At 62.9% G+C, this 26941-nt stretch carries 26 protein-coding genes; 13 read left to right on the top strand and 13 right to left on the bottom strand.

Annotated features, from left to right (window positions below; translation table 11 throughout):
• Positions 1-115: 115 nt before the first annotated feature.
• The gene (locus tag EO094_RS04745; protein WP_128291116.1) at positions 116-2326 is read right to left on the bottom strand and encodes a sensor histidine kinase; all 2211 of its coding nucleotides are present in this window, start codon (positions 2324-2326) and stop codon (positions 116-118) included.
• Between the two features lie 248 nt (positions 2327-2574).
• On the opposite strand from EO094_RS04745, the gene EO094_RS04740 reads away from it, so the two are divergent.
• The 3 genes from EO094_RS04740 (at position 2575) to EO094_RS04730 (ending at position 4530) form a co-directional block, all read left to right on the top strand.
• A complete protein-coding gene (locus EO094_RS04740; protein WP_281275228.1) occupies positions 2575-3309 on the top strand; it encodes a Crp/Fnr family transcriptional regulator in 735 nt (244 codons plus the stop codon).
• A gap of 99 nt (positions 3310-3408) precedes the next feature.
• On the top strand, positions 3409-3918 hold the full coding sequence (locus EO094_RS04735; protein ID WP_128291114.1) for a MarR family winged helix-turn-helix transcriptional regulator: 510 nt from the start codon (positions 3409-3411) through the stop codon (positions 3916-3918).
• Positions 3919-4053: 135 nt separating this feature from the next.
• Positions 4054-4530: an RrF2 family transcriptional regulator gene (locus EO094_RS04730; protein ID WP_128291113.1), complete on the top strand. Its 477-nt coding sequence runs from the start codon at positions 4054-4056 to the stop codon at positions 4528-4530.
• A gap of 38 nt (positions 4531-4568) precedes the next feature.
• Here the strand turns inward: EO094_RS04730 and EO094_RS04725 are convergent, their stop codons facing one another.
• Together EO094_RS04725 and EO094_RS04720 are read right to left on the bottom strand one after the other, a co-directional pair.
• A complete protein-coding gene (locus EO094_RS04725; RefSeq protein ID WP_128291112.1) occupies positions 4569-7661 on the bottom strand; it encodes an efflux RND transporter permease subunit in 3093 nt (1030 codons plus the stop codon).
• A complete protein-coding gene (locus EO094_RS04720; protein WP_246008425.1) occupies positions 7658-8758 on the bottom strand; it encodes an efflux RND transporter periplasmic adaptor subunit in 1101 nt (366 codons plus the stop codon). Before EO094_RS04720 ends, EO094_RS04725 begins: the two co-directional genes overlap by 4 nt.
• Positions 8759-9086: 328 nt before the next feature.
• Here EO094_RS04720 and EO094_RS04715 point away from each other — a divergent pair, with 328 nt between their 5' ends.
• Complete coding sequence (locus EO094_RS04715) at positions 9087-9449, top strand: DUF1289 domain-containing protein (RefSeq protein ID WP_246008361.1); 363 nt, start codon at positions 9087-9089, stop codon at positions 9447-9449.
• A gap of 56 nt (positions 9450-9505) precedes the next feature.
• Here EO094_RS04715 and EO094_RS04710 read toward each other — a convergent pair whose 3' ends face one another.
• The 7 genes from EO094_RS04710 to mnmA all read right to left on the bottom strand — a co-directional run bounded on the left by EO094_RS04710 (position 9506) and on the right by mnmA (position 14116).
• On the bottom strand, positions 9506-9715 hold the full coding sequence (locus EO094_RS04710; protein ID WP_128291110.1) for a hypothetical protein: 210 nt from the start codon (positions 9713-9715) through the stop codon (positions 9506-9508).
• Between the two features lie 119 nt (positions 9716-9834).
• A complete protein-coding gene (locus EO094_RS04705) occupies positions 9835-10314 on the bottom strand; it encodes a Dps family protein (RefSeq protein WP_128291109.1) in 480 nt (159 codons plus the stop codon).
• Between the two features lie 75 nt (positions 10315-10389).
• On the bottom strand, positions 10390-10890 hold the full coding sequence (locus EO094_RS04700; RefSeq protein WP_128291108.1) for a hypothetical protein: 501 nt from the start codon (positions 10888-10890) through the stop codon (positions 10390-10392).
• A 347-nt stretch (positions 10891-11237) separates the two neighbouring features.
• Positions 11238-11720, bottom strand: coding sequence for a PilZ domain-containing protein (locus tag EO094_RS04695; protein ID WP_128291107.1), 483 nt, complete (start codon positions 11718-11720; stop codon positions 11238-11240).
• A 312-nt stretch (positions 11721-12032) separates the two neighbouring features.
• Positions 12033-12461, bottom strand: coding sequence for a phage holin family protein (locus tag EO094_RS04690; protein WP_128291106.1), 429 nt, complete (start codon positions 12459-12461; stop codon positions 12033-12035).
• Between the two features lie 5 nt (positions 12462-12466).
• On the bottom strand, positions 12467-12832 hold the full coding sequence (locus tag EO094_RS04685; protein WP_128291105.1) for an ElaB/YgaM/YqjD family protein: 366 nt from the start codon (positions 12830-12832) through the stop codon (positions 12467-12469).
• A 132-nt stretch (positions 12833-12964) separates the two neighbouring features.
• Entirely contained in the window at positions 12965-14116 is a 1152-nt protein-coding gene (gene mnmA, locus EO094_RS04680; RefSeq protein ID WP_128291104.1) for a tRNA 2-thiouridine(34) synthase MnmA, read from the bottom strand.
• Positions 14117-14276: 160 nt separating this feature from the next.
• On the opposite strand from mnmA, the gene sciP reads away from it, so the two are divergent.
• The 3 genes from sciP to EO094_RS04665 all read left to right on the top strand — a co-directional run bounded on the left by sciP (position 14277) and on the right by EO094_RS04665 (position 16538).
• Positions 14277-14552: a CtrA inhibitor SciP gene (gene sciP, locus EO094_RS04675; RefSeq protein WP_092815821.1), complete on the top strand. Its 276-nt coding sequence runs from the start codon at positions 14277-14279 to the stop codon at positions 14550-14552.
• 106 nt (positions 14553-14658) lie between these two features.
• The gene (locus tag EO094_RS04670) at positions 14659-15585 is read left to right on the top strand and encodes an aminotransferase class IV (protein ID WP_128291103.1); all 927 of its coding nucleotides are present in this window, start codon (positions 14659-14661) and stop codon (positions 15583-15585) included.
• A 188-nt stretch (positions 15586-15773) separates the two neighbouring features.
• Positions 15774-16538, top strand: a complete 765-nt coding sequence (locus tag EO094_RS04665; RefSeq protein WP_205649820.1) for a sulfotransferase-like domain-containing protein — start codon at positions 15774-15776, stop codon at positions 16536-16538.
• Between the two features lie 51 nt (positions 16539-16589).
• On the opposite strand, the gene EO094_RS04660 is transcribed toward EO094_RS04665, so the two are convergent.
• Positions 16590-17000, bottom strand: coding sequence for a flagellar export protein FliJ (locus tag EO094_RS04660; protein ID WP_205649819.1), 411 nt, complete (start codon positions 16998-17000; stop codon positions 16590-16592).
• A 354-nt stretch (positions 17001-17354) separates the two neighbouring features.
• Between EO094_RS04660 and ctrA the strand changes: the two genes are divergently transcribed.
• Positions 17355-18056, top strand: a complete 702-nt coding sequence (gene ctrA / locus EO094_RS04655; RefSeq protein ID WP_092815812.1) for a response regulator transcription factor CtrA — start codon at positions 17355-17357, stop codon at positions 18054-18056.
• 105 nt (positions 18057-18161) lie between these two features.
• On the opposite strand, the gene chpT is transcribed toward ctrA, so the two are convergent.
• On the bottom strand, positions 18162-18806 hold the full coding sequence (gene chpT / locus EO094_RS04650) for a histidine phosphotransferase ChpT (protein ID WP_128291102.1): 645 nt from the start codon (positions 18804-18806) through the stop codon (positions 18162-18164).
• Positions 18807-18988: 182 nt separating this feature from the next.
• Between chpT and EO094_RS04645 the strand changes: the two genes are divergently transcribed.
• The 4 genes from EO094_RS04645 (at position 18989) to EO094_RS04630 (ending at position 23939) form a co-directional block, all read left to right on the top strand.
• Complete coding sequence (locus EO094_RS04645; RefSeq protein WP_128291101.1) at positions 18989-19609, top strand: DUF1134 domain-containing protein; 621 nt, start codon at positions 18989-18991, stop codon at positions 19607-19609.
• 139 nt (positions 19610-19748) lie between these two features.
• Positions 19749-20804, top strand: coding sequence for a hypothetical protein (locus EO094_RS04640; protein WP_128291100.1), 1056 nt, complete (start codon positions 19749-19751; stop codon positions 20802-20804).
• A 166-nt stretch (positions 20805-20970) separates the two neighbouring features.
• On the top strand, positions 20971-22905 hold the full coding sequence (locus EO094_RS04635; RefSeq protein WP_128291099.1) for a polysaccharide biosynthesis protein: 1935 nt from the start codon (positions 20971-20973) through the stop codon (positions 22903-22905).
• 8 nt (positions 22906-22913) lie between these two features.
• Positions 22914-23939, top strand: coding sequence for an MraY family glycosyltransferase (locus tag EO094_RS04630; RefSeq protein ID WP_128291098.1), 1026 nt, complete (start codon positions 22914-22916; stop codon positions 23937-23939).
• Here the strand turns inward: EO094_RS04630 and EO094_RS04625 are convergent.
• The gene (locus EO094_RS04625; RefSeq protein WP_128291097.1) at positions 23866-25161 is read right to left on the bottom strand and encodes an O-antigen ligase family protein; all 1296 of its coding nucleotides are present in this window, start codon (positions 25159-25161) and stop codon (positions 23866-23868) included. The two genes, EO094_RS04630 and EO094_RS04625, sit on opposite strands and share 74 nt — an antisense overlap.
• Before the next feature lie 477 nt (positions 25162-25638).
• On the opposite strand from EO094_RS04625, the gene EO094_RS04620 reads away from it, so the two are divergent.
• Entirely contained in the window at positions 25639-26889 is a 1251-nt protein-coding gene (locus EO094_RS04620) for an NAD(P)/FAD-dependent oxidoreductase (RefSeq protein ID WP_128291096.1), read from the top strand.
• Positions 26890-26941 lie beyond the last annotated feature (52 nt).

Here is a 26941-nt window from a genome sequence, read left to right as displayed (position 1 = left end):
TTCTGCTGGCAAACGGCAATACGCAGCCTGGATTTAACGCGACGGAACGAAAGTGGTTCCGGCGAGAAGACATTTTTTGGAAAACCGTCCTTTGTTCCCGTCGCAACGGGACGGGTCACGCCTGAGCGCTCTCCTCGACGGCTGAGCCAGGGTAGTCGGACACGACGAGCGGCGCAATGGGAACTTCAAGCTCGAACACGAGGCCTTCCGGTTCGAAACGGGTCTCCGTGCGGGCACGAAGCTGCACCCTTAAGACATCGCTCAACAGCCGCGAGCCGAAGCCGCGTCGCGCCGGAGAGACGGCGGGAGGGCCCCCGCTTTCGCGCCATTCCAGGAACAAAGTTCCGCGCGTGTCTCCGCTTTTGTCCTCCTCGACCCGCCAGACGACGGACAAATGACCCTCGGCCTTTGAAAGCGCGCCATATTTGATCGCGTTGGTGGCGAGCTCGTGGATGGCCATGCCGATCGGGACGGCTTGTGCCGCCGCCAGCTCAAGATTCGGCCCTTCGAGGTGAACGCGCTCTGGATAGGGCTCGAGCTGCCCGCGGATGAGATCCCCGAGAGGCACTTTCTGCCAGGCAAATTCTGTCAAAAGGGTATGTGTGGAGGCGAGAGACGACAATCGACCCGCGAAGGCATCGTTGAAGGCACTCATATCCTCGGCCGAACGTGCCGTCATACCGGCGATTGCCTGGACGACCGCCAGAGTGTTCTTCACCCGGTGATGGAGCTCGCGGATCAAGAGCTCCTGCTTCACCTGGGTTTCCTTTCGGGCCGCGATTTCCTTCTGCGCGGCCTCGAAGAGATTGGCGTTGTCGATCGCAATTGCGGCCTGGGCGGCGAGCCCCACAGACAACCGTTCCGCCCGCGTCCCGAACGCATGCGCGTTCGAATGGGCCAAAAACAGCTCGCCATGCACTTCGCCCGAGCGGGAGATGATCGGCACGGCAAGAAAGCTGCCGACGCCGGATACTTCACGCTCCTGCGTCCACTCAGCGGTTTCGTCGACCCGCAGGATATTGTGACCGGAACGCAGAAGCTCGCCCCGATGTTCGGAGACAAAGCTCAGAAAACCGGGGCGAAAGTCCTCGCTACGGACAACGATACGATCGCTCTCGTTTCTGTCCACCCGCCTCTGATCAGCCGGCAGAAAGGCGCCCGCACGCGCCCCGCTCATCACGACGCTCGCCTGCACGATGGTGCGGATTGCGCGGCCAGGATCGAGCTCAGCGGAAAGGATTCGGCTCGCGCCGTTGAGCGCCTCGAGCGCCTGGGTTTCTTCCCGCAGCGCCACCGTTTGCCGCGCCACCTCGTCTTTCAGGAAGGCTCTGCTTTCGTCCTCGCGCCGGGCCTGATGGCGAGCGAAGGCGGTCAAAGCGATCAGCGACAGAATTGCCGCAAGCGCGAAGAACGCGTTCGGCTGAGCCTGCTCCAACCACAATGAGGAGAGTGCCTCCCGCGGCACGCTGACACGAACGTAAATCGGCAGATTGCCGACCTGGTGATAGGAGCCGAACCTGACGTCCTTTTCCTGCGCCAGGTTGGTGTAGCTCCCCTCCTCCGGGTTTTCCGCAAGCATCTCTTCGAGTGCCGCGTTGAAGGGGAGCGGCGCGGTCTCAGCCGGAGTTTGCGGAAAACGTGCCAGGACCGCCTGATCGCTCTTACGGAAGAGCGCGACCCGGGCATCGGGCGGCAGCGGGATGCGTTTCCAGAAGGTGTTGAAATAGTCGAGCGCGAGGCTCGCCGACACGATGCCTTTGAATTCATCCCCGCCGAGCCGGCGACTGACGAGGAAGGTCGGCCTGTCCGTTACGCGTCCGATGATCGGCTGGCCGACGAAGAGACCGGCGTCCTCCGCCTGGTGGGCCTGAAACACATCACGGTCAGAGAGATTGGCCTGCGGCGCCGGAAAACCAAAGGTGGTGAGGCGCAGGTCGCCCGTGCTGTCATTGACCCACAATTCATCGACATAGGGCAGATCGGCACGCAGCTCGGTCAGCTCTTCGAAAAGCGGCCGCGAGGCTTCGATCTCGTCCCAATTGCGCTCCCCGATGGCATCGACGGCCTTCCTCAGCGCAAGATCGGAAACCTCAAAAAGCCTGGCGGCGTGATCGGCCAGAAAAAACGCGGAGCTCGCCGTGGCACTGCGCGTGTTCTCCGTTAAATCGCGCCACTGCAGGTAGGAGATCGACGCGACCGCAGCGAGCACGATGAAGGCGCCAAGCACACCGACGAGCGCCGCGGTGCGGGCCAGAGAAGGGCTCGGCGGGGATGGGGACGGTTCCTGGGAAGCCGGAGATTCGTAAAGAAGCCTGGAAAGCGGCACGCTGGCGTCACCTATCGAACGGGCGGGGGCATGAAGAAGGAGATCCGCCGAGAATTGTACGACTGAGTGGCGAACATCAAACCGTGCTAGAAGAATCGACCATCGAATAGATCTAGGTTGTTTGTTCGCGTCTTTGAAGCACGCACAGCTCCGCAGACAAGGGCAACATGACCAAGTTCATGTGAACGGCAAGCCTAACGGGCGCTGCCTCGCCTCAACAGCCTGGCCGGTAGAAGGGAATAAGGATCGTGCACGGGGACGAAAGCTGTCTGGTCCGCAAGATATCGCATTACATCCCCCTGAGCGATGCCGAGAGACGTCTGCTCAGTGAATTGGAGCGAGAAAGCCGCACGGTCCGGCGGCACGAGACACTGGTGGACGAAGGCGAGACGAACCGTCTTTTCGTTCTGGACTCTGGCTGGGTCTACACCTTCGTCCACACGCCAGACGGCCGCCGTCAGATCCTCGACCTGCATTTTCCGGGCGACGCTGTCGGCACCAACCAGGTCGCGTTCGCCGAGAGCACCTACGGCATCGCGGCGGCGACGGATGCCACCATCTGCCCGTTCCCGAAATCAGGCCTCCATGGGGTCTTCTCGAATTCTCCGAAGCTCACGGCGCTCTTCTACACGTTCGCCATGATCGACCATGCGGCAGTTCTCGACCGCCTGCGAGCCACCGGTCGCATGCCGGCGGCCTCGCGGGTGCTTCTCGTTCTTCTGCAATGCCGGGCGCGCCTGCGGATCATGGAGCCCTCCTCCGCCGATGGATTCGAGCTGCCTCTGCAGCAGGAGGTCATCGGCGACATGGTTGGCCTCAGCAACATTTCCGTCAGCAACGCGCTGAAGCAGCTCAGGGAGGATGGGCTCATCGCCCGCGACGGACATCGCATCTCGTTTCCCAACGAAGAGCGTGCGACGGAGCTGACCGATTTCGCCGACCACTATTACGAGATCGACACGAGCTGGTTCCCGAGCCGTTAGCCGCGTGACCGCAGATGGGAATTAAAGCACTTTAATGCACGCTGCGGACCGCCACGACATCACCGAGGATGACGCGGCACCCGACAATTCCAAGCGTGAATGCAAGCATCCGATCATGACGACCGTCCTCCAGAGACGGCATCGAATTCCAGCGCCGCCCGTGGCCCCGACGACCTTCGCCTTGAAGCCGTCTTGAGGCTCGTCGAAGCCGCCAAACTCTGCCGCGCTCTTCTCGGCATCGAACTGGCTGAGATCGGCATTCATCCCGGCCAGGACCAGCTTCTGCGCGCTTTGTATGGGAATGGCGAACACTCCCCTTCCTCCCTGTCCAGGGATTTACGTGTTCGTCCGCCGACGGTCAGCAAGATGCTCGAGCGGCTCGAAGCGGGCGGCCTGATCGAGCGCGACAACCACCGTTCCGATCACCGGAGAAGCGTTGTGCGCCTGAGCCGCGACGGCGAAGCGACGCTCAGCACCATCGATGCCGTCTGGAAACGGCTCGCGGAGATCGCCACGCGCGACTTCTCACCGGAAGCTCTCAACAGCGCCGCCGCCGTTCTGGGACAGATGGAAGAGAACCTCGCCACGGCGCTGCACCGTCTGCGTTAAAGCACGCTGTTTTCACAACTTATCGGCACGGTATTTTGACGCACCCGTTGACGCTCTTCGGGCCGAAGGCATATTGCAGGCAGGAGCATGTCCGTCCCGAATCCGGACGTGCCAAACATCTAGGAGCGCAATTCCATGCGGCTCACGAAACAGACCAGTCAGGCACTGCGGATTCTGCTGCACTGCGCGCGTCTCGGACGCCAGACGAATGCCGGAGAGATCGCGCGCGCGACGCTCATCACGGAGCACAATGTCGCCAAGCTCGTCGCGCTCCTGGTGCAGGGCGGGTTCTTGAAGACCATGCGCGGCCGCACAGGCGGCGTGCGTCTCGCCTGCACGCCCGCTGAGATCCATCTCGGCGATGTCGTGCGCCTCACGGAGGCGACGAGTGTCGAGGCCGATTGCTTCGGCGAAACGATTGACTGTTCGATCCGACCGCTGTCGCCGGTCAACCGGATCTTCAGCCAGGCGCTCGGAGCCTTTACGGAAGTTCTCGACCAGCACACGCTCGAAGACCTGATGCTGCGCAATCCAGGGCACAGCGGCGACGCAGGTGACGAGATCGATCGTCTGACGATGGGTGTCGATATCCCCGGGATGCTGTCGACCTAGACCCTTCACCTCTCTGGATGAACGACTGCGAGCGGGCGTTACGTGCGGCGCCCGCCTGACGGTAACTCCGCCGCGAGCCGCTTCTCGACCGCGCCCCTCGGCTCGGTGAACCGCGCCAGAAGATCGTAGAGCACGGGCGTCACGACGAGCGTCAGAAGCGACGCGAGCATCAGCCCCCCGACGATGACGACGCCGATCGCGCTGCGGCTTTCGGCTCCGGCGCCGGATGCCAGCACCAGCGGTACGGCCCCCAGCACGGTCGAAATCACGGTCATGATGATCGGGCGAAAGCGCAGGATCGACGCTTCGATCACCGCCTCGCGCACCTCCATTCCCTCGTCGCGCAGCTGATTGGCGAACTCGACGATCAGAATCCCGTTCTTCGCCATCAAGCCGACCAGCAGAATGATGCCGATCTGGCTGTAGATATTGAGCGAGAGCCCAGCGAAATAGAGCGCGTAGATCGCCCCGGCGAAGGCGAGCGGCACCGAGAGCATGATCACGAGCGGATGGACGAAGCTCTCGAACTGCGCCGCCAAAACCAGAAACACGATGAGGATCGCGAGACCGAAGGTGACGGCCACGCCGCTCGATGTTTCGAGATATTGCTGCGACTGGCCGGCAAACGCGATCTGGGCTTCCGGCGGCAGGCTTTCCGCGGCCGCCTCGCGGATGAAATCGATGGCGGAGCCGAGGTCGTAGTTTTCTGCAAGCGCCGCCTCCAATGTGATGGACGGCAGGCGATTGTATCGGCGCAGCTCCGGTGCGGCCGCGGCTTCCTTGACGGTCACGACCGATGACAAGGGGAAGAGATTCTCCCCGTCCCCGGCGCGCATGAAGATGTTGCCGATATCGGAAGGCACGCGTCGATCTTCCTCGCGCGCCTGCAGGATCACGGGATATTCGCGGCCACGGTCGACCCAGTCGGAAATTTCGCGCGAGGCGAACATGGTCTGCAGCGTCTGCGCGACCGTCTGGACGCTGACGCCGAGATCGTCCAGGCGCTCGCGGTCGATGCGAATGTCGGCCTGCGGCTGATTTTCTTCGAAATCGAGCTCGGCATTGCGCAGCCCCTCGTTCTGCCGCGCCTTGTCCAGGAGCGTATTGGCCCATTCCTTCACGCTCTCGAAGTCGGGGCCACCCACGACCACGCGCAGCGGCGTGCTGCTACCGCGAAGACCGAGGCCCGCGGGCGTCACCGGAAATCCGGTCGCTCCGATCACCTTGCCGACTGCCGGAATGATGTCGCGCTGCACCTCCGCCTGGCCGCGCTCACGCTCCTCCCAGGGAGCCAGACGCACCAGCACGAACGCACGATACGGACGGCCCCAGGACCCGACGATCGAATACACCGAGCGCACGTCGGCGCCTTGAAGGAGCGGCTCGAGCTCCCGCTCCAAAACGCGCACTTCGCCGTCGGTATAGGCGGTGGTGGACCCCTGCGGCGTGGTCAGCGGAACGAAGATGACGCCGCGATCCTCTTTGGGTGTCAGCTCTCGCGGCAGCTCCTGATAGAGAAATATGCCTCCTCCCGCGACGACGAGAGCGACGGAGATCACGACGAGCGGCATGCCGAGCGCCCGCCGCAGCAGACCTTCATAGCCACGCCTGAACCTCGAAGGCCGACCGCTGTCATCCTGGCCCGCCGGATGCCGATGTCGCTTCAGGAGCCGCGAGGCGAGGACGGGACACAGTGTCAAAGCAACGAAGGTGGAGATTGCCACGGCACTCGCCATGACGAAGCCGAATTCGGTGAAGAGCCGCCCCGCCTGCCCCTGCAAAAAGGAGATGGGGATGAAGACCGCGATCAACGTGAGCGAGGTCGCGAGAACGGCAAACGTCACCTGCCTTGAGCCCAGAAACGCCGCCACCATCGGCGTCTCGCCCTCGTCGATACGCCGCTGGATGTTTTCCAAAACCACGATCGCGTCGTCGACGACGAGCCCGATCGCGAGAATGAGGGCGAGCAGCGTCAAGACGTTGATGGAAAAGCCGAGCGCCGAAATGAGAATGAAGCAGCCGATCAACGACACCGGAATGGTGACGGCCGGCACCAGCGTCGCGCGTACCGACAAGAGGAATGCCAGAATGACCAGCACGACGAGGACGAGAGAGATCACGAGCGCGATCAAAACCTCGCGGATCGACGCCTGAATGAAGACGGCATCGTCGGACCCGACGGTGATCTCCATCCCCTCCGGCAGCGTCGGGCGGATGCGCTCCAGCTCGGCGGCCACGGCCCGCGAGATGGCGATCGTATTGGCCTGGGATTGACGCGAAATGCCGAGACCGACCGCCTCCACGCCGTTGAGGCGCACGAGCGTCGTGTCATCTTCCACGCCGAGCTCGACTTTCGCGATATCCTTCAGCCGAACCGGGAAACCGGCAATGCGGTCCACGACGATGTTCGAGAAGGCGTCCACGCCGGCGACGCGACTGTCGACCCGCACGGCGAGCTGGCGACGCGAGGATTCCAGATCTCCGGCCGGCAATTCGACGTTGTTGCGGCGGATCGCATCTTCCACGTCGGCAACGGTGAGATTGCGCGCCGCCATCGCTTCGCGGTTGAGCCAGATGCGGATCGCATAGCTGCGCTCACCGAAAATTTCGACATTGGCGACCCCATCGAGCGTCGCCAGCCTGTCGACGAGATAGCGCTGCAGATAGTCGGTGATCTGCGCCGACGACATATGGGGGTCGGTCACCGCAAGGCGGATGACGGGATCGGCATCGGCGTCGTTCTTGACCACCTGCGGTTCGTCGACATCATCCGGCAGGTCGCCGCGCACGCGCGCAACAGCGCTCCGGACATCGTTCGCCGCCTCGTCGATGTCGCGGCCGATGACGAATTCGATGGTGGTGCGGCTGCGGCCGCGACGGCTTTCGGAGCTGATCGATTTGACGCCGCTGATGCCGGCGACGGCCCCTTCGATCGTCTCGGTGATATCCGTATCCACGATTTCGGGCGCCGCCCCGGCGTAAGACGTGGTGACGGTTACGACGGCGGTATCGACGTCGGGCAGTTCCCGGATCGGAATGCTCAAAATCGCCGCCAGCCCGAAGACCACGATCAGGATCGAGGCGACTGCGGCGAGAACCGGCCGCTTGATGCTGATATCGGAGAGAATCATCCGATGCCGTCAGCGTCCGCGGCCGCCTTGCCATTCTCCGCATCTTCGACGATGCGGATTTGTGACCCGTCGCGCAGGCGTTGCACGCCGCGCACGATGACGGCTTCACCGTCCTCAAGCCCCTTGGAGATTTCGACCGCCCCTCTTTGCCGCTGGCCCAATTCGACGGCGCGGCGCCGCGCCGTCTCGCCATCCGCCACGAACAGATAGGCGCCGTCCCCCTCCACCATCACCGCTTCTTCGGGCACCATCACCCCGGTGCGCCGGTCGAGAACCACAGACAGCGTCATGAACATGCCGGCCGGCAGAACGAAATCTTCATTGGGGATGGACGCCCGGACCTTGAAGGCGCGCGAAGCCGGATCGATGCGGCTATCGATAGCGATGATCTTCCCTGAGAAGGTCTTGTCGGGGAAAGCCGCGCTGCGCGCAAAGATCGGCATCCCGGTCTCGATCTCGCCGAACGCAGTTTCCGGCAGGGCGAATTCCACTTCGACGGACGAGAGATCATCGAGCGTGGTGATCACCGTCTGGTCGTCGGCACGCGCACCAAGGTCGATCCGGCGCAATCCGGCAATGCCGGAGAACGGAGCCCGCACGGTCCGATCCGCAAACCGGCGGCGGGCCCGCTCCAGCTCGGCCTCCGCGGTGACCCGCGCCGCCGTCAGCGTTTCGACGGTGGCGGCCGTGACCGTGTTCGACTGGTGCAGAGAGCGAGCCCGCTCCAATGCGAGCTCGGCCTCACGCAGTTTCGCTTCCGCCTCTTTGACGTCCGCCGCCTCGATATCGTCGTCGAGCGTCAACAGCGGCGCGCCAGCCTCAATCTTCTGGCCGGCTTCGAAGAAAAGCTCGGTGATCCGTCCTGACGCGAGGGGAACGATCTCGACGGAACGGCGGGCACGCGTGGAGCCCACCGCATCAAAGCTACGCTCGATCGTCTCAGCCTTGGCACGTGCCACCTCGACTGCAATCGCCGCAGGGCCGCGCGCGGCCCGCGCCTCCTCGCTGCCGCGGCTCCCATTGAACCACGTGTCGAAGACGGCATAGCCCGCCAACGCGGCCGCTCCGATCAAAGCGACGAAAATGACCTGCTTCACAAGGGACAAAGAGGCGCTCCGCTGTCGCGACCTTTCAGCAGCCGACGCGGGGGCCGACCGGGCACATCAAGAGATGTCATGTTACCGCGCCGCACATAGGAAGAGCGACTTAAATTTCTGTCAGACGGGTGCTGCCGGGCGCACTGCGACACCAGTCTCGGAGAGCTTTGCGGCCAGGACACGACCATCATAAGGCTTCGAGACGACCCCGATCATTTGGTCGTGACGGTGACCTTCTCCAGCTCAGAGGAGGAACGGCCGGAGGCAAGATGATCGGCAGCGGCCAAGCCAGCCCTTTGAAACGGATTGTGCGGGACAACTTCCCCACTTGACGTCGTCGATCGTTCGACAAATGTTTCAGATTGCTCGCAGGATTGCGAGACGCCCCTCATTGACTGACCGAGACCGCCAGAGCCGCATGACCAAGACTTGGAAGAATGCACCCTCGCCGTGCATTGACGTGTGCAAATTCAAGCGCAAAGGCCGCTGCATCGGCTGCAGCATGTCGCGAGAGGACAAGGCCTCGTTCAAGCGGCTCGACAGCAAGGAAGACAAGAAGGCGTTCCTGACGGCCTTGGTGGAGAGACTGAGGGAACAGGGCGGCCTTCCCTTTTGGGCGACCGCCTACCGTCGAAAATGTGAAAAACAGGGCGTCCCCTGCCCGCTCGACAAGCTCACAGTCGACGCATGAGGTAAGGGCGCGGCGTTCGATCGCCTCGTCCTAAACCCGTGTCCCCGGCGCCGAAATCAATCCTCGTCGACCTCTTTGTGCGGCTGCGTCGGAGCCGGCGGATCGCTTGCGGGGAATGATTCCTCGAGCCCCTCGTCGAGCTCGCGATCAAGCTTTTCCGTCGCGAGCCTTTCCGCGGCGAGCCGGTCCGCATTGCTCTCTCGCGTCGTCTTGCCCGCTTCGGATGTTGGCCGGCCGGCATGTCCATGAAACCCCTGATTGCTCATGCGAACACTCCTTCGCGCACATCACGAGACAACAACGCATCAGGGGCCGGTGCGTTTGCACCAGCCCCTGACAACAATCAGCGCATGAGGAGCCGTAAAGGCTCCTTCTTCGAAACCGATCAGGCGTTTTCGCCGAGATGAGCCCGCAGCATCCATGCGAACTTGTCGTGCGCAGCCACCCGCTCGGTGGCGAGATCATTGGTTGCCCAATCGCCGTGCTTTTCCGATACGCTGCACAGAGCCGAGAGCGTGGACGACAGCGTTTCCTGGTCGGCCAGGAGCGCGGCAACCATCTCGCGATCGGTCGCATGGCCGTCATGCTCTTCCACAGCGCTGCGTTCCAGATACTTCGAATAGCGGCCTTCCGCGTGCTCATCGAGCGCCTTGACCCGCTCGGCGAGCACGTCCATCGCCTCGAAGTGATCTTCGTACATTTTCTGGAACAGCTCATGCAGCGGGCCGAAAGCCATGCCTGTGACGTTCCAGTGGAAATTCTGCGCCTTCGTCATTTCCACAGCCGTCTCCGCGAGACTCTGCGTGAGACCCGCGACGATGTCCTGTTTCGCGCTCGGTTCAATTTTTGCTGCCACCAGACCCATTGTGCCCTCCATCGGTACGATTCGGCGTCTGCCTAAATTAGAATATCTCTAAACTATGCCAGACCCATTCCAGCTTCAAGGGGTTTCCGCAACGAGAGCAAATGCCAGCCCGCGCGACAAGAAACGCAGCCAGCGGTGCCCCTCGGGCTTGACCCTCCAGGCGATTAACGCGCGAACGCTCATTTCGTCGCCTGAGCGCCATGCACCCATTAGTCGCAGAAGCCAGGCTTCGTCGGTGGAGAAATTGCGCGTGCCCGGCCGGTAGAAAACGAGCTGTCGTCGTGCCTTGGACGACATGGCCCGAAAAAAAGCGATCGCGAAGCGTTCGAGCGACGCGTCCGGATCGGCGGCCAGCACGAAACAGGCGCGTTCGAGATCGGTTTGAGAGGACAAAAGACTTTTGAGGACGAACCAGCGCAGACGATCGAGCTCGATCTCTTCCGCTTCCGTCAGACCGCGCGCATCCGAGGCCCTCGGGCCGAAGGCTTCGCAGGCGGGAAAGGCGACGACATTCGCCCCCCGGTCGGCGGAAATCACCTCCGCGGCTTCGCTACCCTGTCCATGCCTCAGTGCCATGAAACCTCTCTGCGCAAGCGCCTGACAATAGGATCGCACTTTTGAACGGACATAAAGTAGACAATAAGACTCCGGTTTCAAAGACCTTCGGCGGCGCAGCGCGCTTCCCCGCACCGCCGCATGGGGGTGAGCATGCGATCGTCTGGAGGTACGAGCACCGCGCCGAAAGCATGACGGAGAGAGATCAGACGCCGCTGTGCGCCACTTAGGTGACGCAGGACGCGCGCAAGCCTGATGGGGGAAATGACGGACGGTTCCCGGCCGCGGCCGCCGCTCTGCGGGCGGTGGGGGCGCAGCCGGCGGTTTTCTTGCCTGACGGGCGAACGCGTGCTCCGCACGCGTCCTCGTCAGAGCTTCATCATCTCGGCGATCTTATCGGCTGGAATCCGCCCACGGCAGAACTGAACGCCCATGCGTTTGCCGCGCCGCCACGCGAGCTCGCAAACGATCGCGATATTCACCTGAGGCACGGCGAGGATCATCTCGCGCTCCGGCGTGATGCCCTCCTCGACCTCGAGCTGCGCGCCGGCGGTGGAGAGGTCACGGATGATGCAGCGTGAGATGCTGTTTTCCGAAACCACCAGATGGGCGTCGATCGCCGTCTGCAGCCGCACCGCGCCACGACGGCGAAAATCGAGAAGATCTGTCACCTTGTCGGCAACGGCATTGGGCATCTCCGCGCCACGGGTCTCCGTCTCACGTGGTAGATCGTCCTCCCGCTGCAATTGGGTGTGCCGCCCAAAGCGGGATCCTTCCGGCCGGGCATCGGCTGGATTTTCTGCGATTGGCACATCGGACGCGCTGCCAGGCAGCGCCTTCGAGTGAAGCATCGTATCCCCTCCGGACCGGCCTGAGCACGGCCTGCCGGAGAACTATAGTCGGAGAAAATGAGAGGAACGTTACCGGACCGGCCCCGGCTATCTCAGAGCTGGCAAGAGATCGGAAAGCATTTTTCTGGGCGGCCTAAGGCCCCTAGCCTTGGCAGATGAGCTTTCAGACCTCGGCGATCTTGTCGCGAGGCCACACCGCTCCCGAAGCCCTGGCGCCGACGCACAATCAAAAAGACCGCCCGCCTCGAAAAGAGACGAGCGGCCGAAACATGTCTCCGCGGCTCGGAACATGCCGAGGCGATCACGGGACGGTTACCGGCGTCCGAGAAGGACGCCGATGATGAGAGCGATGCCCGCCGCCTGCACGACCGGATTGGCAAGAGGCGAACCGCTTTGGCGAAGCGAGCGCTGCATCCGGTCATAGGTATCGTGCGCGGTGGCGCTCATCTGGTTGAGAGGCTGTTCGACAGAACGCGCCTGCTCGCGGTGAGGCCTCAGAGCCAGAAGCAGGACGATAAGCCCGATGACAAAAAGCACGGCACCGATCACGCCGGCGGACACGAGCGAACCCCACATGCTGGAGAGCCAGATATGGAGCGTCACCAGCCCGAAACCGAGCGCGTAAAGCAGAATGACGGCGCCGACCGCCATGAGAATAGCCTGCCGCGCCATGACGCGGATACGGCGCCGCAGATTTGCGGCGCCGTAGGCAAAGCTGATCGAAGAAAGCAGCCTGAGCATGAAGACTAGCGCCGGGAAATGGCGCCGACGAGAAAGCCCAGCCCCAACGCCACGAGAACGGCAGTGAAGGGATTGCGACTGATCGACTGGCTCAGATCATCGGACAGAGCCTCGGCTTCGGACATGGCTGCGTCGGCGCGCCTGCGGCCTTCGCGGCGGTAATAATCGGCACGTTCGTTCAACATGTCTTTTCCTTCGCGGGCGCCGGTGCGCAAAAGGTCTGAGATCCGGGTGCTGAGTTCGGCGACATCCGCCTTCAGAATCTCGAACTCGGCGTTGAGGTCGTGGCGAACGTCTTCAGCCTTGCGCTTGGTCTCATCGGCCTTGCGTTCCGTCTCGCTCTTGCCGCCGGGCACATTCGTCTCTGCCATGGGATGCCTCCTTCTATCGATTGGCTGGGTCGCTCAGGTAACGTGGCGCTGCGAGCGGAGTTCCAAGCAAAGACGGGGGTTTTGCCGGTGTGGCAAGCCTGTTCGACCAGCTTTGAGCCGCCGTGCGACTGCTCAGGCGGCGCAGGCTTGTTCGCTCGTGGTCTCCTGAGCGATCACGCCACCGCCCAGAACACGCGCATCGGACGCATCTCGATCGTAGAAGACGCACGCCTGCCCCGGCGCCACGCCCATCTCGCTATCCTCGAGAATGACAGACGCTTCACCGGCTTGCACGGAAACGGATGCTTTGACCGGGGGACGCGTCGAGCGCACGCGAGCATAGACCTCCTGCCCTTCCGTCCAGGCGGAGGGATCGCCATCCCCGAGCCAGTTCAGATCGCGCAGCCGGAAGCGGCGGGTCGCCAAAGCCTCGCGCGGACCGACAATCACGCGCTTTGCCGCGGCATCCAACCGCACGACGAAGAGCGGCTCGGCGGCCGAAATCCCGAGCCCGCGCCGCTGGCCGACGGTGTAATGCATGATGCCCCGATGGCGACCGAGCACCCGCCCGTCGATATGCACGATATCGCCCTCGTCGGCCGCGTTGGGCTTCAGCTTTTCGATGACGTCGCTGTAGCGTCCCTGTGGCACGAAGCAGATATCCTGACTGTCGCTCTTCTCTGCGACGCTCAAACCGATCTCGGCCGCCAGCGCCCGCACCTCCGGCTTGGTGAAATCGCCGAGGGGGAAGCGCAGGAAGTCGAGCTGCTCGGCCGTCGTCGCATAAAGGAAGTAGCTCTGGTCGCGGTCCGCATCGACAGGCCGGAAAAGCGCACGCCGGCCTCCAACGGAGCGGGTGCGCACATAATGGCCGGTCACCATGGCGGCGGCCCCAAGCTGGCGGGCTGTGTCGAGGAGATCGGAGAATTTCACCGACTGATTACAGGCGACGCAGGGCACCGGCGTCTCGCCCGACAGATAGCTCGCCGCAAAAGGCTCGATCACCGCCTCGCGGAAACGGCTTTCATAATCGAGAACATAATGAGCGATGCCGAGCGCCTGGGCGACACGTTTGGCGTCGTGAATGTCCTGCCCCGCACAGCAGGCCCCGGAGCGATGGATCGCCGCCCCATGATCATAGAGTTGCAGGGTCACGCCAATGGTTTCGTAGCCCGCCGCATTGACGAGCGCGGCAGCAACGGAGGAATCGACCCCGCCGGACATAGCGACGAGGACGCGGGCTTTGCTGCGCGGGCCTGGCAGCTCAAGATCGATGTCCAGCATGGGCTTTGGTTGCAGTGCTTGCGACGTTCTGTCAAGCGCCCGCGGTTTCTAAAAAAATGCCCCGGTTGCGCTTAAGATTTCCGTTACGGATGGTTAGACGCTTGTTAAGCCGTGCCACCTTATAACGAGCTCAGTTGGTGAGTTTGTATAAGAGTCTGCCATGGCCGAGCATGTCCGACCGAGAGTGAAATACGTTATCGGACCGGATGGAAGCCCGCTCACGATTGCTGATCTTCCACCCCCCAATACCAAGCGCTGGGTAATCCGCCGCAAGGCTGAGGTTGTTGCCGCCGTCCGCGGCGGCTTATTGAGCCTCGATGAAGCTTGCTCGCGCTATACGCTGACAGTCGAGGAGTTTCTCTCCTGGCAGATGTCGATCGAGTCTCACGGCCTTGCTGGGCTGCGCACGACCCGAATTCAGCAATACCGCAATTGATGTCCCGCCTCTAGCGGGGCTTCGCCCCCACTTGCCCTTGACAGCCGCCCGCACCCCGGCTTTGCCGGAATGGTTTCATTGAAATCTCCAGTGATCGGGCGGCGAAATGGCGACAGGCACCCACGAATACGAAGACGATCCGCGCAACGCCGAGATCCTGATCTCGGTCAACGGCGAACTCTTGCCGCGAGACAAGGCGGTCGTCTCCGTCTTCGATTCCGGTTTCATCCTGGGCGACGGCGTCTGGGAAGGCCTGCGCGTCACCGACGGGGGCATCGCCTTCCTCGACGAGCATCTCGACCGCCTGTTTGAGGGCGCTGCGGCGCTCGACATGGATATCGGGCTCGATCGCGCCGGCCTCACCGCCCGGGTGATGGAATGCCTCGCCGCCAACGACATGCGCGACGGCGTGCATGTGCGCCTGATGATCACGCGCGGCGTGAAGCGCACCCCTTATCAGGATCCGCGCATGACGATCGGCGCACCCACGATCGTCGTCATTCCCGAATACAAAAACCCGAAGCCTGAAATCGCAGGCGAAGGCGTCACGCTTTTCACCGTTCATGTGCGGCGCACGGGGCCTGCCGAGCAGGACCAGAAGATCAATTCCCATTCCAAGCTCAACTGCATCCTTGCATGCATTCAAGCCGCCAAGGCCGGCGCGGATGAAGGGCTGATGCTCGACCCGGCAGGCTTTGTCGCCACCTGCAATTCCACGCATTTCTTCATCGTCCGCAACGGCGAGGTCTGGACCTCGACGGGCGATTACTGCCTCGGCGGAGTCACCCGCGGACAGGTGCTGAAAGCCGCCCGAGAGGCCGGCATCCCGGCACATGAAAGGCGCTTTTCGCTGACCGACGTCTATGGGGCCGACGAGGCCTTTATCACAGGCACGTTCGCCGGGCTGGTCCCGGTCCGCTCCGTCGACGGACGGATGATCGGCACGCTTCATCCCGACAGGCCGAAGCTCTTGCCGCGGCTGACGCAACTCTACCGCGAGCGCATCCGCGCCTTCGCCACACCCTTGTCTTGAGCCCTCTCTAAGGCAAAGACTAAGATTTTAACCACATCGGCACGTGATGGTTTTCTCACGCATTCGTGTTCGCCTAATCTCTCATCGACCTGATGGGGGAACGGGTACCCGTTGGCGGTGCAGCGTCAAATATCTGCGGTTCGAGTCCGCGGTCAGGTCTCCATTTCTCCAGCATTCCAGGTGCCGTGATGGCGTTTGAGAGACCCTCGCCCGCGAAGAGCGACGAGACGATCCGCATCGCCATGTGGTCCGGCCCGCGCAACATCTCGACCGCGATGATGCGCGCCTTCGAAAACCGTCCCGACACCGAAGTATGGGACGAGCCGTTCTATGCGGCATGGCTGAAGGTGACCGGCATCGATCATCCGATGCGCGAGGAAATCTGTGCCGCCCATGAAGCCGATTGGCAAAAGGTGGCGGAACGCCTCGCGGGCGCGCCGCCGTTTGGCAGCCGTATCTTCTACCAGAAGCACATGACGCACCACATGATCGCGGAGATCGGCCGCGATTGGATGCGCAGCTGTCGCCACGCGTTCCTGATCCGTCATCCGGCGCGCGTGCTCGCTTCCTATGCCCGCAAGCGCGCTGGCCCGAGCCTTTCAGATATCGGATTCGTCGAGCAGGATGAGCTTTTTCACCTGGCGACAGAATTGGGCGGAAGGATCCCTCCGGTCGTCGACGCCGACGATCTTCTCGCAAATCCGGAAGCGATGCTGCGTGCCCTTTGCGCGGCTCTCGAGATCGATTTTTCTCCGGCAATGCTCGCCTGGCCGGCCGGTCCCCGCGACAGCGACGGCGTTTGGGCCGCGCATTGGTACGATGCAGTGCATCGCTCGACGGGCTTTCAGCCGCCGGCGCCGCTGCCGGAGTTGGAAGATGACGGGCTCAAGGAAGTGGCGGCCGAGGCATTGCCGCTCTACGAGCGACTCGCCCGACACAAGCTCACGCCCTGATCGCACTTTTGATCGGCGCCCCCGGCCTGACCGAGGGCGCGGAACGATATCTCAGCTTGCCAGACGACCGTGGCCGGACGGAGCTGTCCCGGGGTTTTCCCGGCCGAGCCGCCCTTCTTCGCGCTGAAGCTCGGCGCGCGCGGTTTCGAGCGCCGCCTGGGCGGCTTCGCGCTGCCGGTTCAAATCATCAACCGAAGCGAGCAGGTTCTCGCGCCTCTGGCCGGCCGCACGTGCGAAGGTCGAATAGGCGAAATGCTTTTCGTCTTCGATCCCCGTCCGCCGCTTTTCAGCCGCTATCTCGTGTTCTAGATCGGCCGCCATCCGGCTGAATTCTTCGATCATGGCGTCGATCTGGCCGAGCCGCCGCTCGCAATCTTCAACTTTAAAGCGTTTTTGCCGGATGGATGCGTCTCGCGACTTCATACTCAATACTCCCCAGCCCCGAGGGTCCACCCGCTCCACATGACACCGGCAACGGGCGGCGGTAACCGTTCGTTTACGACTGGCGTTAATGATAGGGACGAGGACTTAAGGCACGGTAAATCGCTTGATGCCGTTTGCTTTGAGTTGGCCGGTCCGGCGCCGGCGCGAAGGCGTCCAGCCGCATCGGTACCACAACGTTTCTCGACGCAGGTGACCCAGCGGAATCGGAATGGAATCAAGACTCTATTTTAAGCAGCTGACGTTATGGGCTTGCTGCCGGGAGTTAGAGTCTGTTAACCATTCCGACGTAAATGTGGCTGCGGTTTTGCCTGTTCAGTCGGCTCGAGCCACACACCACTCGAGCGGCACGAAAAGGGCTAGGAGGGGATTGGCATGCGTGTTCTTCTGATCGAGGACGACAGCGCCACCGCACAGTCGATCGAATTGATGCTGAAGTCGGAAAGCTTCAACGTCTATACGACCGACCTCGGTGAGGAAGGTGTCGACCTCGGCAAGCTCTACGACTACGACATTATCCTTCTCGACCTCAACTTGCCGGATATGACCGGCTACGATGTCTTGAAGCAGCTGCGTGTCGCCAAGGTGAAGACGCCGATCCTGATCCTTTCAGGCTTGGGCGGCATCGAAGACAAGGTCCGTGGCCTGGGCTTCGGCGCCGACGATTATATGACCAAGCCCTTCCACAAGGATGAGCTGGTCGCGCGCATCAACGCGGTCGTCCGTCGCTCCAAAGGACATGCGGAATCGGTCATCCAGACCGGCAATCTCCGGGTCAACCTCGACACCAAAACCGTCGAAGTGGCCGGCCAGCGCGTGCATCTGACCGGCAAGGAGTACCAGATGCTGGAGCTCCTCTCCCTCAGAAAGGGCACGACGCTGACGAAGGAGATGTTCCTCAACCATCTCTACGGCGGCATGGACGAGCCTGAGCTCAAAATCATCGACGTGTTCATCTGCAAGCTCAGAAAGAAGCTCGCGGCTGCGACCGACGGCGAGAATTATATCGAGACGGTCTGGGGTCGCGGCTACGTGCTGCGCGAGCCCGATCAGGAAGAGTTCCGCGAAAGCGCCTGAAGCCTCCCTCAATCCCCTTCGATAGCCCCGCACCGCAAGGTCGCGGGGCTTTTCGTTTTGCGCACAACGCGCGCGCCCGTCTTGGCACGTGGGGATGGGCCCGGCTCAGGCTTTCGGGCGGGCGAGGAAAGAGACCTTCCCTTCCTCTTCGGCGATCTCGAAGCCGAGGCCGACCTCTTCGGCGAGCATGACCGCATAAAGCGGCTGGACCGAATGCGCATCCAGCTGTTCTGGGACTTCGCCCGAAAGAAGCACCGTGCGGACGCTCTCGGAAAGGCGCGCGCGGTCGCCGGCAGCCACCACGCTGATCGTCACCCCGTTCTCGCCCTGCGTGGCGCCGACCGTCAGAGTGCCGCCCCGGGCGATCGTGTTGGCACCGAGAAGCAGGAGGTTGAGCAGGATCTTCGCCTCTGCTTTCGGCAGCATCTGCGCGTCGACCCGCCAGTCGAGATTGGCCTTCTCGCGCTCCAGAAACTCGCCCGCACACCGACCTGCATCGGCCATATCGATCTGCGCGCCCGCCCCGCCGGACGCGCCGAAGGCCAAACGCGAGAACTGCAATTTCACAGAGGCCTGACGGGCACTCTTGCGAATGAGATCCATCGCGAAGTCGCGCATGCTCGGATCGGTTTCCTCATCGAGGACTTCGAGTCCGTTGGCAATGGCGCCGACAGGGCTGATGACGTCATGACAGACCCGGCTCGCGATCAAGGCGGCAAGGTCGACTGGCGCGATTTTAAGGCTGGTCATCGGCTGAAATCCGAAATTGGGACAGAAAGCGATTCGTCGCTCATGGTTGACCCATCGTATCGAGCGCGCCTGCCGCGGACCAGCCGGAGCGCCCCATTTCTCGGGGGTTTACCCGACATTTACCATTCTGCCGTTTCCTGTGGACCAATCGAGGTCATTAACAAGCCGTCGCAGGAGGGCCCATGCCCATAGCCAGACTTCTTGCCGCCGGCGCGCTGGCAGTCCAGATCGCGGTCGCTCCGGCCGCCTTCGCCACTCAGGCGGGTGCGGTCCAGCCGGCTTCGGCCCAGGCCGGTGAACCCGGTAGCCTCAACTACACGGCGGCGGAGGTCGTCGAAGCGGGCCATCACGTCTTTGGAGCCGCATCCGGGGGCTTGGCCACGCTCGTGGAAAAGGCCATCCAGCGTTACGGCCTTCCCAACGGCTACATCATCGGCCAGGAGGGCTCCGGCGCCCTCATCGGCGGCCTGCGCTACGGCGAAGGCACGATTTATACCAAGCTCGCACCGCCCAGCCACATCTTCTGGCAGGGCCCTTCGGTCGGGTGGGATTTCGGCGGCGATGGCAATCGCACGATGATGCTCGTCTACAACCTGCCGAGCTACAATTCCATCTACCAGCGCTTCGCTGGCGTGAACGGTTCCGCTTATATGGTCGGCGGTCTCGGCATGACCGTGCTCTCGCATACCGGCGTGCACGACCCGATCTATGTCGTGCCGATCCGCACCGGCGTCGGTGCCCGGCTGGGCGTCAATCTCGGCTATCTCAAGTTCACCTCCAGGCCGACCTGGAATCCGTTCTGAGCAAGCCCACGCAAAGCTTGAACAAGCCGTGACATTTTTGCGATAGTGTCGCGGACACGCGCACGCTCCGGCCAAGCTCTTGTTGCCGTCTGCGCAACCTGCCTCTATTTCTAAGGGCCTGCCGCGGACGGAGCCGGTGATGATACAAGCGGCTATGCTGTTCGCCCTTGGCGCATTTGCGAGCGGATTGTTCTGTCTTGCGTTTTTCACGGTCCTTGCTCGCCGCATCCGGCGCGTGACGGAACAGCGTCTGAAGGCGAGCCTGGCGATAACGAGAGCCGATTTCGATACGGAGCGCGACGAGATGCGCGCCCGCAATGCGATGGCCATACGCCGGCTGGAACGTGATGCGAGCACTTTTCGCGACCGCGTCACTGCCTATCGCCTCGATTCCGATCTCAAGACGCAGGAGATTGCCGCATTGCGCAGCGATCTCGCGTCCCGAGACGAAGAGATCGGCGAGCTCGGCACCCGCCTCGAACAAACCAACGCCGAACTCATCGAAACCAAGAAGCGTCTGGCCGAGACCGGCACCGCGCTGCGCGCCGGCCGCAACGCGCTCGAAGCGGAGATGGAACGCCGGCTTGCCATGCAAGATGAGATCCAGGACCTGAAGAGCCTGGCGGAGGATCGCCGCGTCGACCTGATCGGCATGCGCGCGGAAATCGACTACCTCCGCTCCGTCATGGGGAACGCCGCCTCCGAGGAGGATCCGGAGGCCGGCCAACACGACCCGGCGCCGGAGAAAGCCGGGGCTTCGGAAGAAGGCAAAAGGCCCGGCCGGAAAGACGCGAAAGGCGCCCCGCGGCGCAGCGAGGCGCGGCGCGCGCCCGGCCACCGCACGCAGGCCGGCCGCCATCTTTCCCGCAATCACACTGCCAGAGACACGGCCAAAGACGCAGAGCCGATCGGCGCGGAGGAAATCGCGCGCATCAGCGAAGACATCCGCCGCATGTCGGCCGACCGGCCGATGCAGCCCGCCGGCGCCAACGGCTTCACAAACAAGAACGGTACACAGACGGACGGCAACACCGAGGCGAAGAACGGTCACGCCTCGGCCGGCGAAGAGGCTTCTTCAGATGCCTCGAACGGGCCCGCACAGGACAAGCCGAGGGGGGCCGAAGACCGTTTCTTTCAAGCCCTTGCCGATATCCGCCAGTTGAAACAGCACTCGACCAAGACCCCGGCCGAGTAGCTTTCCGAGAGGGGGCGGCAAGAAACCGTATGCGCTTCTGCCATAGCTTTGACATAGCTGCGAGGTTGGATCGCCTGAGCGAGACCTGGCATGGGAACGCGCGACAGGGCAGCGGCTTTAGCCTGCGATCGCTTTTTGCACCTCAGCATCAAATCGGGAGCCGGACGTGATCGATCAGGTGGTCAGACGCATCTCCCGGCGCATGCGCAGCTGGATTATCTACGGCTACGATTTTTCGGCCGCAGCGATCTCCCTCGGCCTTTCCTATTACCTGCGCACGGGGACGGAACCGACCTTCGCCCCCGGCGAGGTCGTGAGCCTCATTGGCATTTTCACGCTCGTCTGCGTGCTCGTCTTTCCGATCTTCCGGCTGCACAGCGGCTCCTGGCGCTACGCGTCGGTGCGCGATATCTACGCGATCTCGAAGGCGGTCACCGCCTCCATCTTCATCTTTCTGCTCGTCATTTTCCTCATCCAGCGCGGCGGCGCCCTGCCCCGTTCGGTTCTTGTTATCGAATGGTTCGTTCTGACCGTCATGCTGGGCGCGCCGCGTATGGCCTACCGGCTTTATCGCGACAGCCTCATCGGCCGCTCCAGCCACGATCCGCGCAACCCGCTCGAGCCGGTGCTGCTTTTCGGCTTCAATGACGAGGCCGATGTCTTCATCCGCGCCGTCAAACGCGACCGCAAATCGCGCTTTCTCATCGTCGGCATCATCGAAACGAACCCGAGACACGTCGGGCGCCAGCTTCACGGCGTTCCGGTCTTGAGCACGATCGAGGGCATGGCGCGGCAGGTGACGCAGCTGAGGCGCACGTCGACGCCGCCGACCCAGATCATTGTCGCGCGTGTGAACACGCCGCGCGATGTCCTGAACGAGCTGGTCGATGCCGCCTCGCAGGTTGGGCTGACCGTGAACCGGCTGCCGAACATTCAGGATCTGCAGGCCTCGCAGCAGAACGTGGAGCCCGAAGCGGTCAAGATCGAAGACCTGCTCGGCCGCCAGCCCGTGGTGCTCGACGAGGAAGGCATCAACCGCCTGATCGCCGGGCGCAGCGTCCTCATCACGGGTGCCGGTGGTTCGGTCGGCTCCGAAATCGTCAAGCAGGTCGTGCGCTTCGGTGCTTCACGCCTCATCCTGCTGGAGAACAGCGAGCACAATCTCTATGAGATCGATCGCCGTATCCGGAAAAATCCGAGCATCCAGGCGCAGGTGGTGCCGATCCTCTGCGACATCCGCGACCGCGAAGCACTGAAGGCGCTGTTCATGCGCGAACGGCCGGAACTCGTCTTCCACGCCGCGGCGCTGAAGCACGTGCCGATCGTGGAGAGAAACCCCGTCGAGGCGGTTCTTTCCAACGTCTTCGGCACCAAGAACGTCGCCGACGCCGCCTGCGCATCCGGCGCCAGCGCCTTCATCATGATCTCGACCGACAAGGCCGCCAACGCCAAGAACGTCCTCGGTCTGACCAAGGGACTTGCCGAACGCTACTGCCAGAAGCTCGACCGCGAGCAGAAAGGCACCCGCTTCATGATCGTGCGCTTCGGCAACGTTCTGGGCTCGCGGGGCTCCGTCCTGCCGCTCTTCGAAGAGCAGCTCAAGAACGGCGGGCCTTTGACGGTCACCCATGCCGATGTCACGCGCTATTTCATGACGCCGAGCGAAGCGGCACAGCTCGTTCTGCAGGCGTCGGCCTATGGCGTCGCCCATCCCGAAGGCGGCGGCAAGATCTACCTCCTCGACATGGGCGAACCTGTACGCATCGCCGATCTGGCCCGAAATCTCATTCGTCTTGCCGGACGGAAGCCGGACGTTGATGTGCCGGTGGTGTTCACCGGCCTGCGCCCGGGCGAGAAGCTGCATGAAGATCTCGTCAGCGAGAACGAGACGGTCACGCATACGCCCGTCGCGGGTGTCTTGCTCGCCAGCGCGCCCGCGATCCTGCCCGAGCGCCTCGACGTCTATTTGACTGATCTCCACACGGCCGCGATGCACGGCGACAATGCCGCCTGCGTCGGCCTCTTGCGCAGCGGCATCACTGAGCTCTGCGCCCGACCGACCAACAATGTGCGCTCTTTGATGGACAGAGCCCCCGGCTGAGCCGCGTGATGGATCAGCTCAACGCCTTGTGGCTGTCGCTTGCAGCCTTCGCTGTCACGTGGGTCGGCATTCGCAACCTCATCCCCGTCCTCACCCGCCGCGCGCTTCTCGATTTGCCGGACGCACGTCGCAATCATGAAACACCCGTCCCCCGCGGCGCCGGGTTTGCGCTCGTGCCGGTCATCGCGCTCTGCCTCGCCATCGGCCTCGTGCTTGGGATCCCGGCCGGCCTGCCGTCAGCAAGAGAGGTTTCATTCCTCGCGATCGCCGTGGCGCTTGCACTCGTCTCCGCCTTCGACGATCTCGTCGGCCTGAGGGCTGCCACGCGCTTCATTGCCCAGGCAGGCCTCGTGGCGTTGGCCGTCGCGTCCCTGCCACTGTCGGTGAACCTCAGCCCTGCCCTGCCTTTTTTGGTCGAGCGCTTCGTCCTGTGGTTCTTCCTGCTCGGCTTCGTCAATGCCTACAACTTCATGGACGGCATCGACGGCATCACCGGCGTGACGACGATTGCGATCGCGATCGGCGTTCTGCTTGTCGCCACTCCCTTGGGCGACCTGCCGCTCCTGCCCTGCCTTCTCATCGCGGCGAGCCTCGGCTTTCTCCTCCACAACTGGCACCCGGCGCGAATTTTTCTGGGCGATGCCGGCAGCGTTTTCGTGGGCTTTTGTGTCGGCTCTCTTCTGGTCGCGCTCGCTCTTAAGGAAGAGATTGCCGCCGCCCTCATTCTGCCGGCCTATTATCTCACCGACACCGGCCTCACCCTTCTCATTCGCGCGCGCCGTGGCGAGCGCATCTGGCTCGCCCATAGCGAACATGCCTACCAGAAGGCCGTGCGGCGGGGCTGGAAGCACGATCAGGTGGTGCTCGCGCTCACCCTTAACAGCCTCTTCTGCATCGCGCTCGCCGTGATCTCGACGCGAGCCCCCTACGCGGCTGTCGTGGCGGCCTATGTGAGTTCGCTCACGTTTTGGGTGGCGTTGCGCCATGGAATGGTGGATGCGCTCGCGTTTCGGCTTTCCGCCAAAAGGAAATAGCCTGGCCACCCGGCGTGCTACGCAGAAGCGTTGCGAAGACCAGTGACATCATCGCCAGCCACCATTCCTGCCAGGCGCCGTGGCTCACCATCCAGACCGCAAAGACGCCTGCGGTGATCGCGCTTCCGGCCGTCAAAACGGCCGTCTCCGCCTGCAAGAGACGCCGCAGCCAGGCGAAGCCGATGAGACCCGCCACGAAGACGCCCAGAAGACCGAAATCGACCCACAATTGGATCGCGACATCATGCGGATGGGCGCTGCCGATCACCGCGGATGCGGCGGGGCCGGCGAGCCCCTTGCTCATGGCGCGTTCGGCATAATAGCCCCAGCCGAGGAGAGGCTCGTGCGGGATGAGCTCGGCAAAATTCTCCCAGATGGAAAGGCGAATCTGCGCGCTCGTCGCATGCACGACATCTTCCGGAACCCCGCCGAGCAGGCGGCGCATCCAGGGCGTGTAGAGCATGGCGAAGAATGGAAAGAGGACGAGGCACGCAAAGGCTGTCGCGGTGACGGCGCGGGCCGTTGCCCTGGGAGCGTAGGCGGCAAGCGGCCAGGCGATCACCACCACGCCCCAAAAAAGGACGGAGGACTGCGAGGAGGAGAGAACCGCAACGACGGCAGCGACAAGCGAGAGAAAAAGCGCCAGCCAGGACAGCCATTTCTCCGCACAAGCGAGGGCCAGAAAGAGCGCAGCCAGGATGCTCGTCACGAGAACCGCCCGGTTGAGAGATTCTGAGCCGAGCGTATCGGAGAAGGGTTGTCTGAGCTGGAAAGGCCCGTGCAGCTCGTTTGCCAGAAGCGGCAGGGTGATCACGAGCCCGACCACCAGAAATTTCATGATGTGTCGTCGGTGCTCCCCAGCGATGACGACGACGAAGGCGAAGCCGAGCAGACAGTTCCCCAACAGACGAAACGAGTATTGCAGACTCATCAAAGGCTCGACCGACCACGAGACGCTTACAAACGCTGCAAGCACGAACGAGGCGATCGCGATCGCCAAGGGCTGCCGGGCCACTTCGGTGAAGCGTGCTGCGAAATCCCGCCACGTCTCAGCTCGCCAATAGGCGCCAAGGAGCAGAAACAGCGTCGCAAAGCTCAACACCGCCGGCGCTGACCGTGTCGACAGAAAGGTGATGAACGGCACGAAGACGAAAGCGAGAGCAAGACCGATAAAGGAAGCGATCGAAGGGAGGTTCGCGGCGAGGACACGTTTTCTTTGCAATCAAGGCCCCCTTCGGCCGCCAGGCTACCGCGGCAAGATCCGCAGGCTCCCCAATCCATCATGCGATCCGGAGCCGATCCCGCAAGGGAGATGGCACAAACACAACCGGACCAGCAAGCTCTCGCCTTGCGCCACCGGAGGCTTCGGCTGCGAAATTCCAGACTATTTGTAGGAAAGCCGAGCGAAGATGGCGAAAGCGGGGCCCTTCACGGCCGATCATGTCGGCAGCTTCTTGCAGCAGAACCGGCAGTTTCGCCCCTTCTTCCACATCGCCTTTCTGCAAAAGCGCATCAGAGTGTGCCTTGAGGAAGCGATGCGCGCCATCGCCCGCGACACCGTATCGGTTCCCCCTGCCGCCGATCGGCCTTATGGCCGGCGATTGCCTCTCAGCCCTCTCTATCTGAGACGAGACGAGAACGGCATCGTTGCGCTTCGCCAGACGGTGCGCCAAAAGCAGCGCCGAAAGGAATGTTCGAAATGTCCGAAGAAACCCAGATCATCGTTGGTACCGGCCATGCGGGCGTGCAGCTCGCCGCCTCGCTGCGCGAGCTTGGCTTCACCGGGCGCATCGTTCTGATCGGCGAAGAAACTGATCTGCCCTATCAGCGGCCGCCCCTGTCGAAAGGCTATCTGATCGGCACCGTCAGCGCCGAAGGGCTGCTTCTCCGCGGCGAGAAATTCTATGAGGACCGCAACATCGAGCTCATTCTCGGCGAAGCGGTCACCACCATCGACCGGGCGGCCCGCGAGGTCGAGCTGCAGTCGGGACGTCGCCTGCGCTACGATCATTTGACGTTGGCCCTCGGTGTCCGCAATCGTCCGCTGCCGGTGCCGGGCGCCGAGCTCGACGGCGTCTTCGCCGTGCGCGGGCTCGCCGATTCCAACCGGCTGCGTGAACGCATCGAGGCGGCGTCCAGCCTCGTCGTCGTCGGTGGCGGGTTCATCGGCCTGGAGCTTGCCGCAGTTGCCGCCAAGCTCGGCAAGACCGTGACCGTTGTGGAACTGGCGCCGCGTGTCATGGCGCGCGTCGTGACGCCGAAGATGTCGGAATTCTTCGAAAATGCCCATCGTCGCCGCGGCGTCCACATCATCACGGATGCACGCGTGCAGCGGCTCGAAGGGGAAAACGATCACGTCACGGGCGTGGTGCTCGCCGATGGGCGCAACGTCGCCGCCGATCTCGTTCTCTATGGCATTGGCGTTCTCGCCAATTCCGAGCTCGCCGAAGCCGCTGGCCTGGAGGTCAAGGACGGCATCGTGGTCGATGAGTTTCTCGCCACGTCCGATCCGGCCATCTCGGCGATCGGCGACGTGGCCAATCACCCGAACGTCCAGGCAGGCAAGTCGATGCGGCTTGAATCGGTGCAAAACGCCGTCGACCAGGCCCGCTGCCTCGCCGCGCGCCTCGTGGGCAAACCGACCGCCTATTGCGACGTTCCCTGGTTCTGGAGCGATCAGTCGAACCTGAAGCTGCAGATGGTCGGACTTCCCTTTGGCACGGATCAGACGATCCTGCGCGGAGATCCGGAAGCGGAGACTTTTTCTGTCTTCTGTTTCAAGGAAGGACGCCTGATCGCGGTGGAATCCGTCAACCGGCCGGCCGACCATATGGCGGTGCGGACCTTGATGAAACTCGGCGTCGAAATCCGCGCCCATCAGGTCGAAGATCCCGACTTCGATCTTCGTGCCTTCACCCAGGCTCAGCGCAAGGCGGCCACGCAGGCCTGAGAGCGCCTCCAGCGACGCCTCTGCGGATCTGCACCGACCCTTCAGGGGACGA

The sequence above is a fragment of the Afifella aestuarii genome, assembly GCF_004023665.1.
Classification (GTDB): Bacteria; Pseudomonadota; Alphaproteobacteria; order Rhizobiales; family Afifellaceae; genus Afifella; species Afifella aestuarii.
The sequence above is the reverse complement of the archived record's forward strand: the minus strand, read 5'-3'. Positions and strand labels throughout refer to the sequence as shown.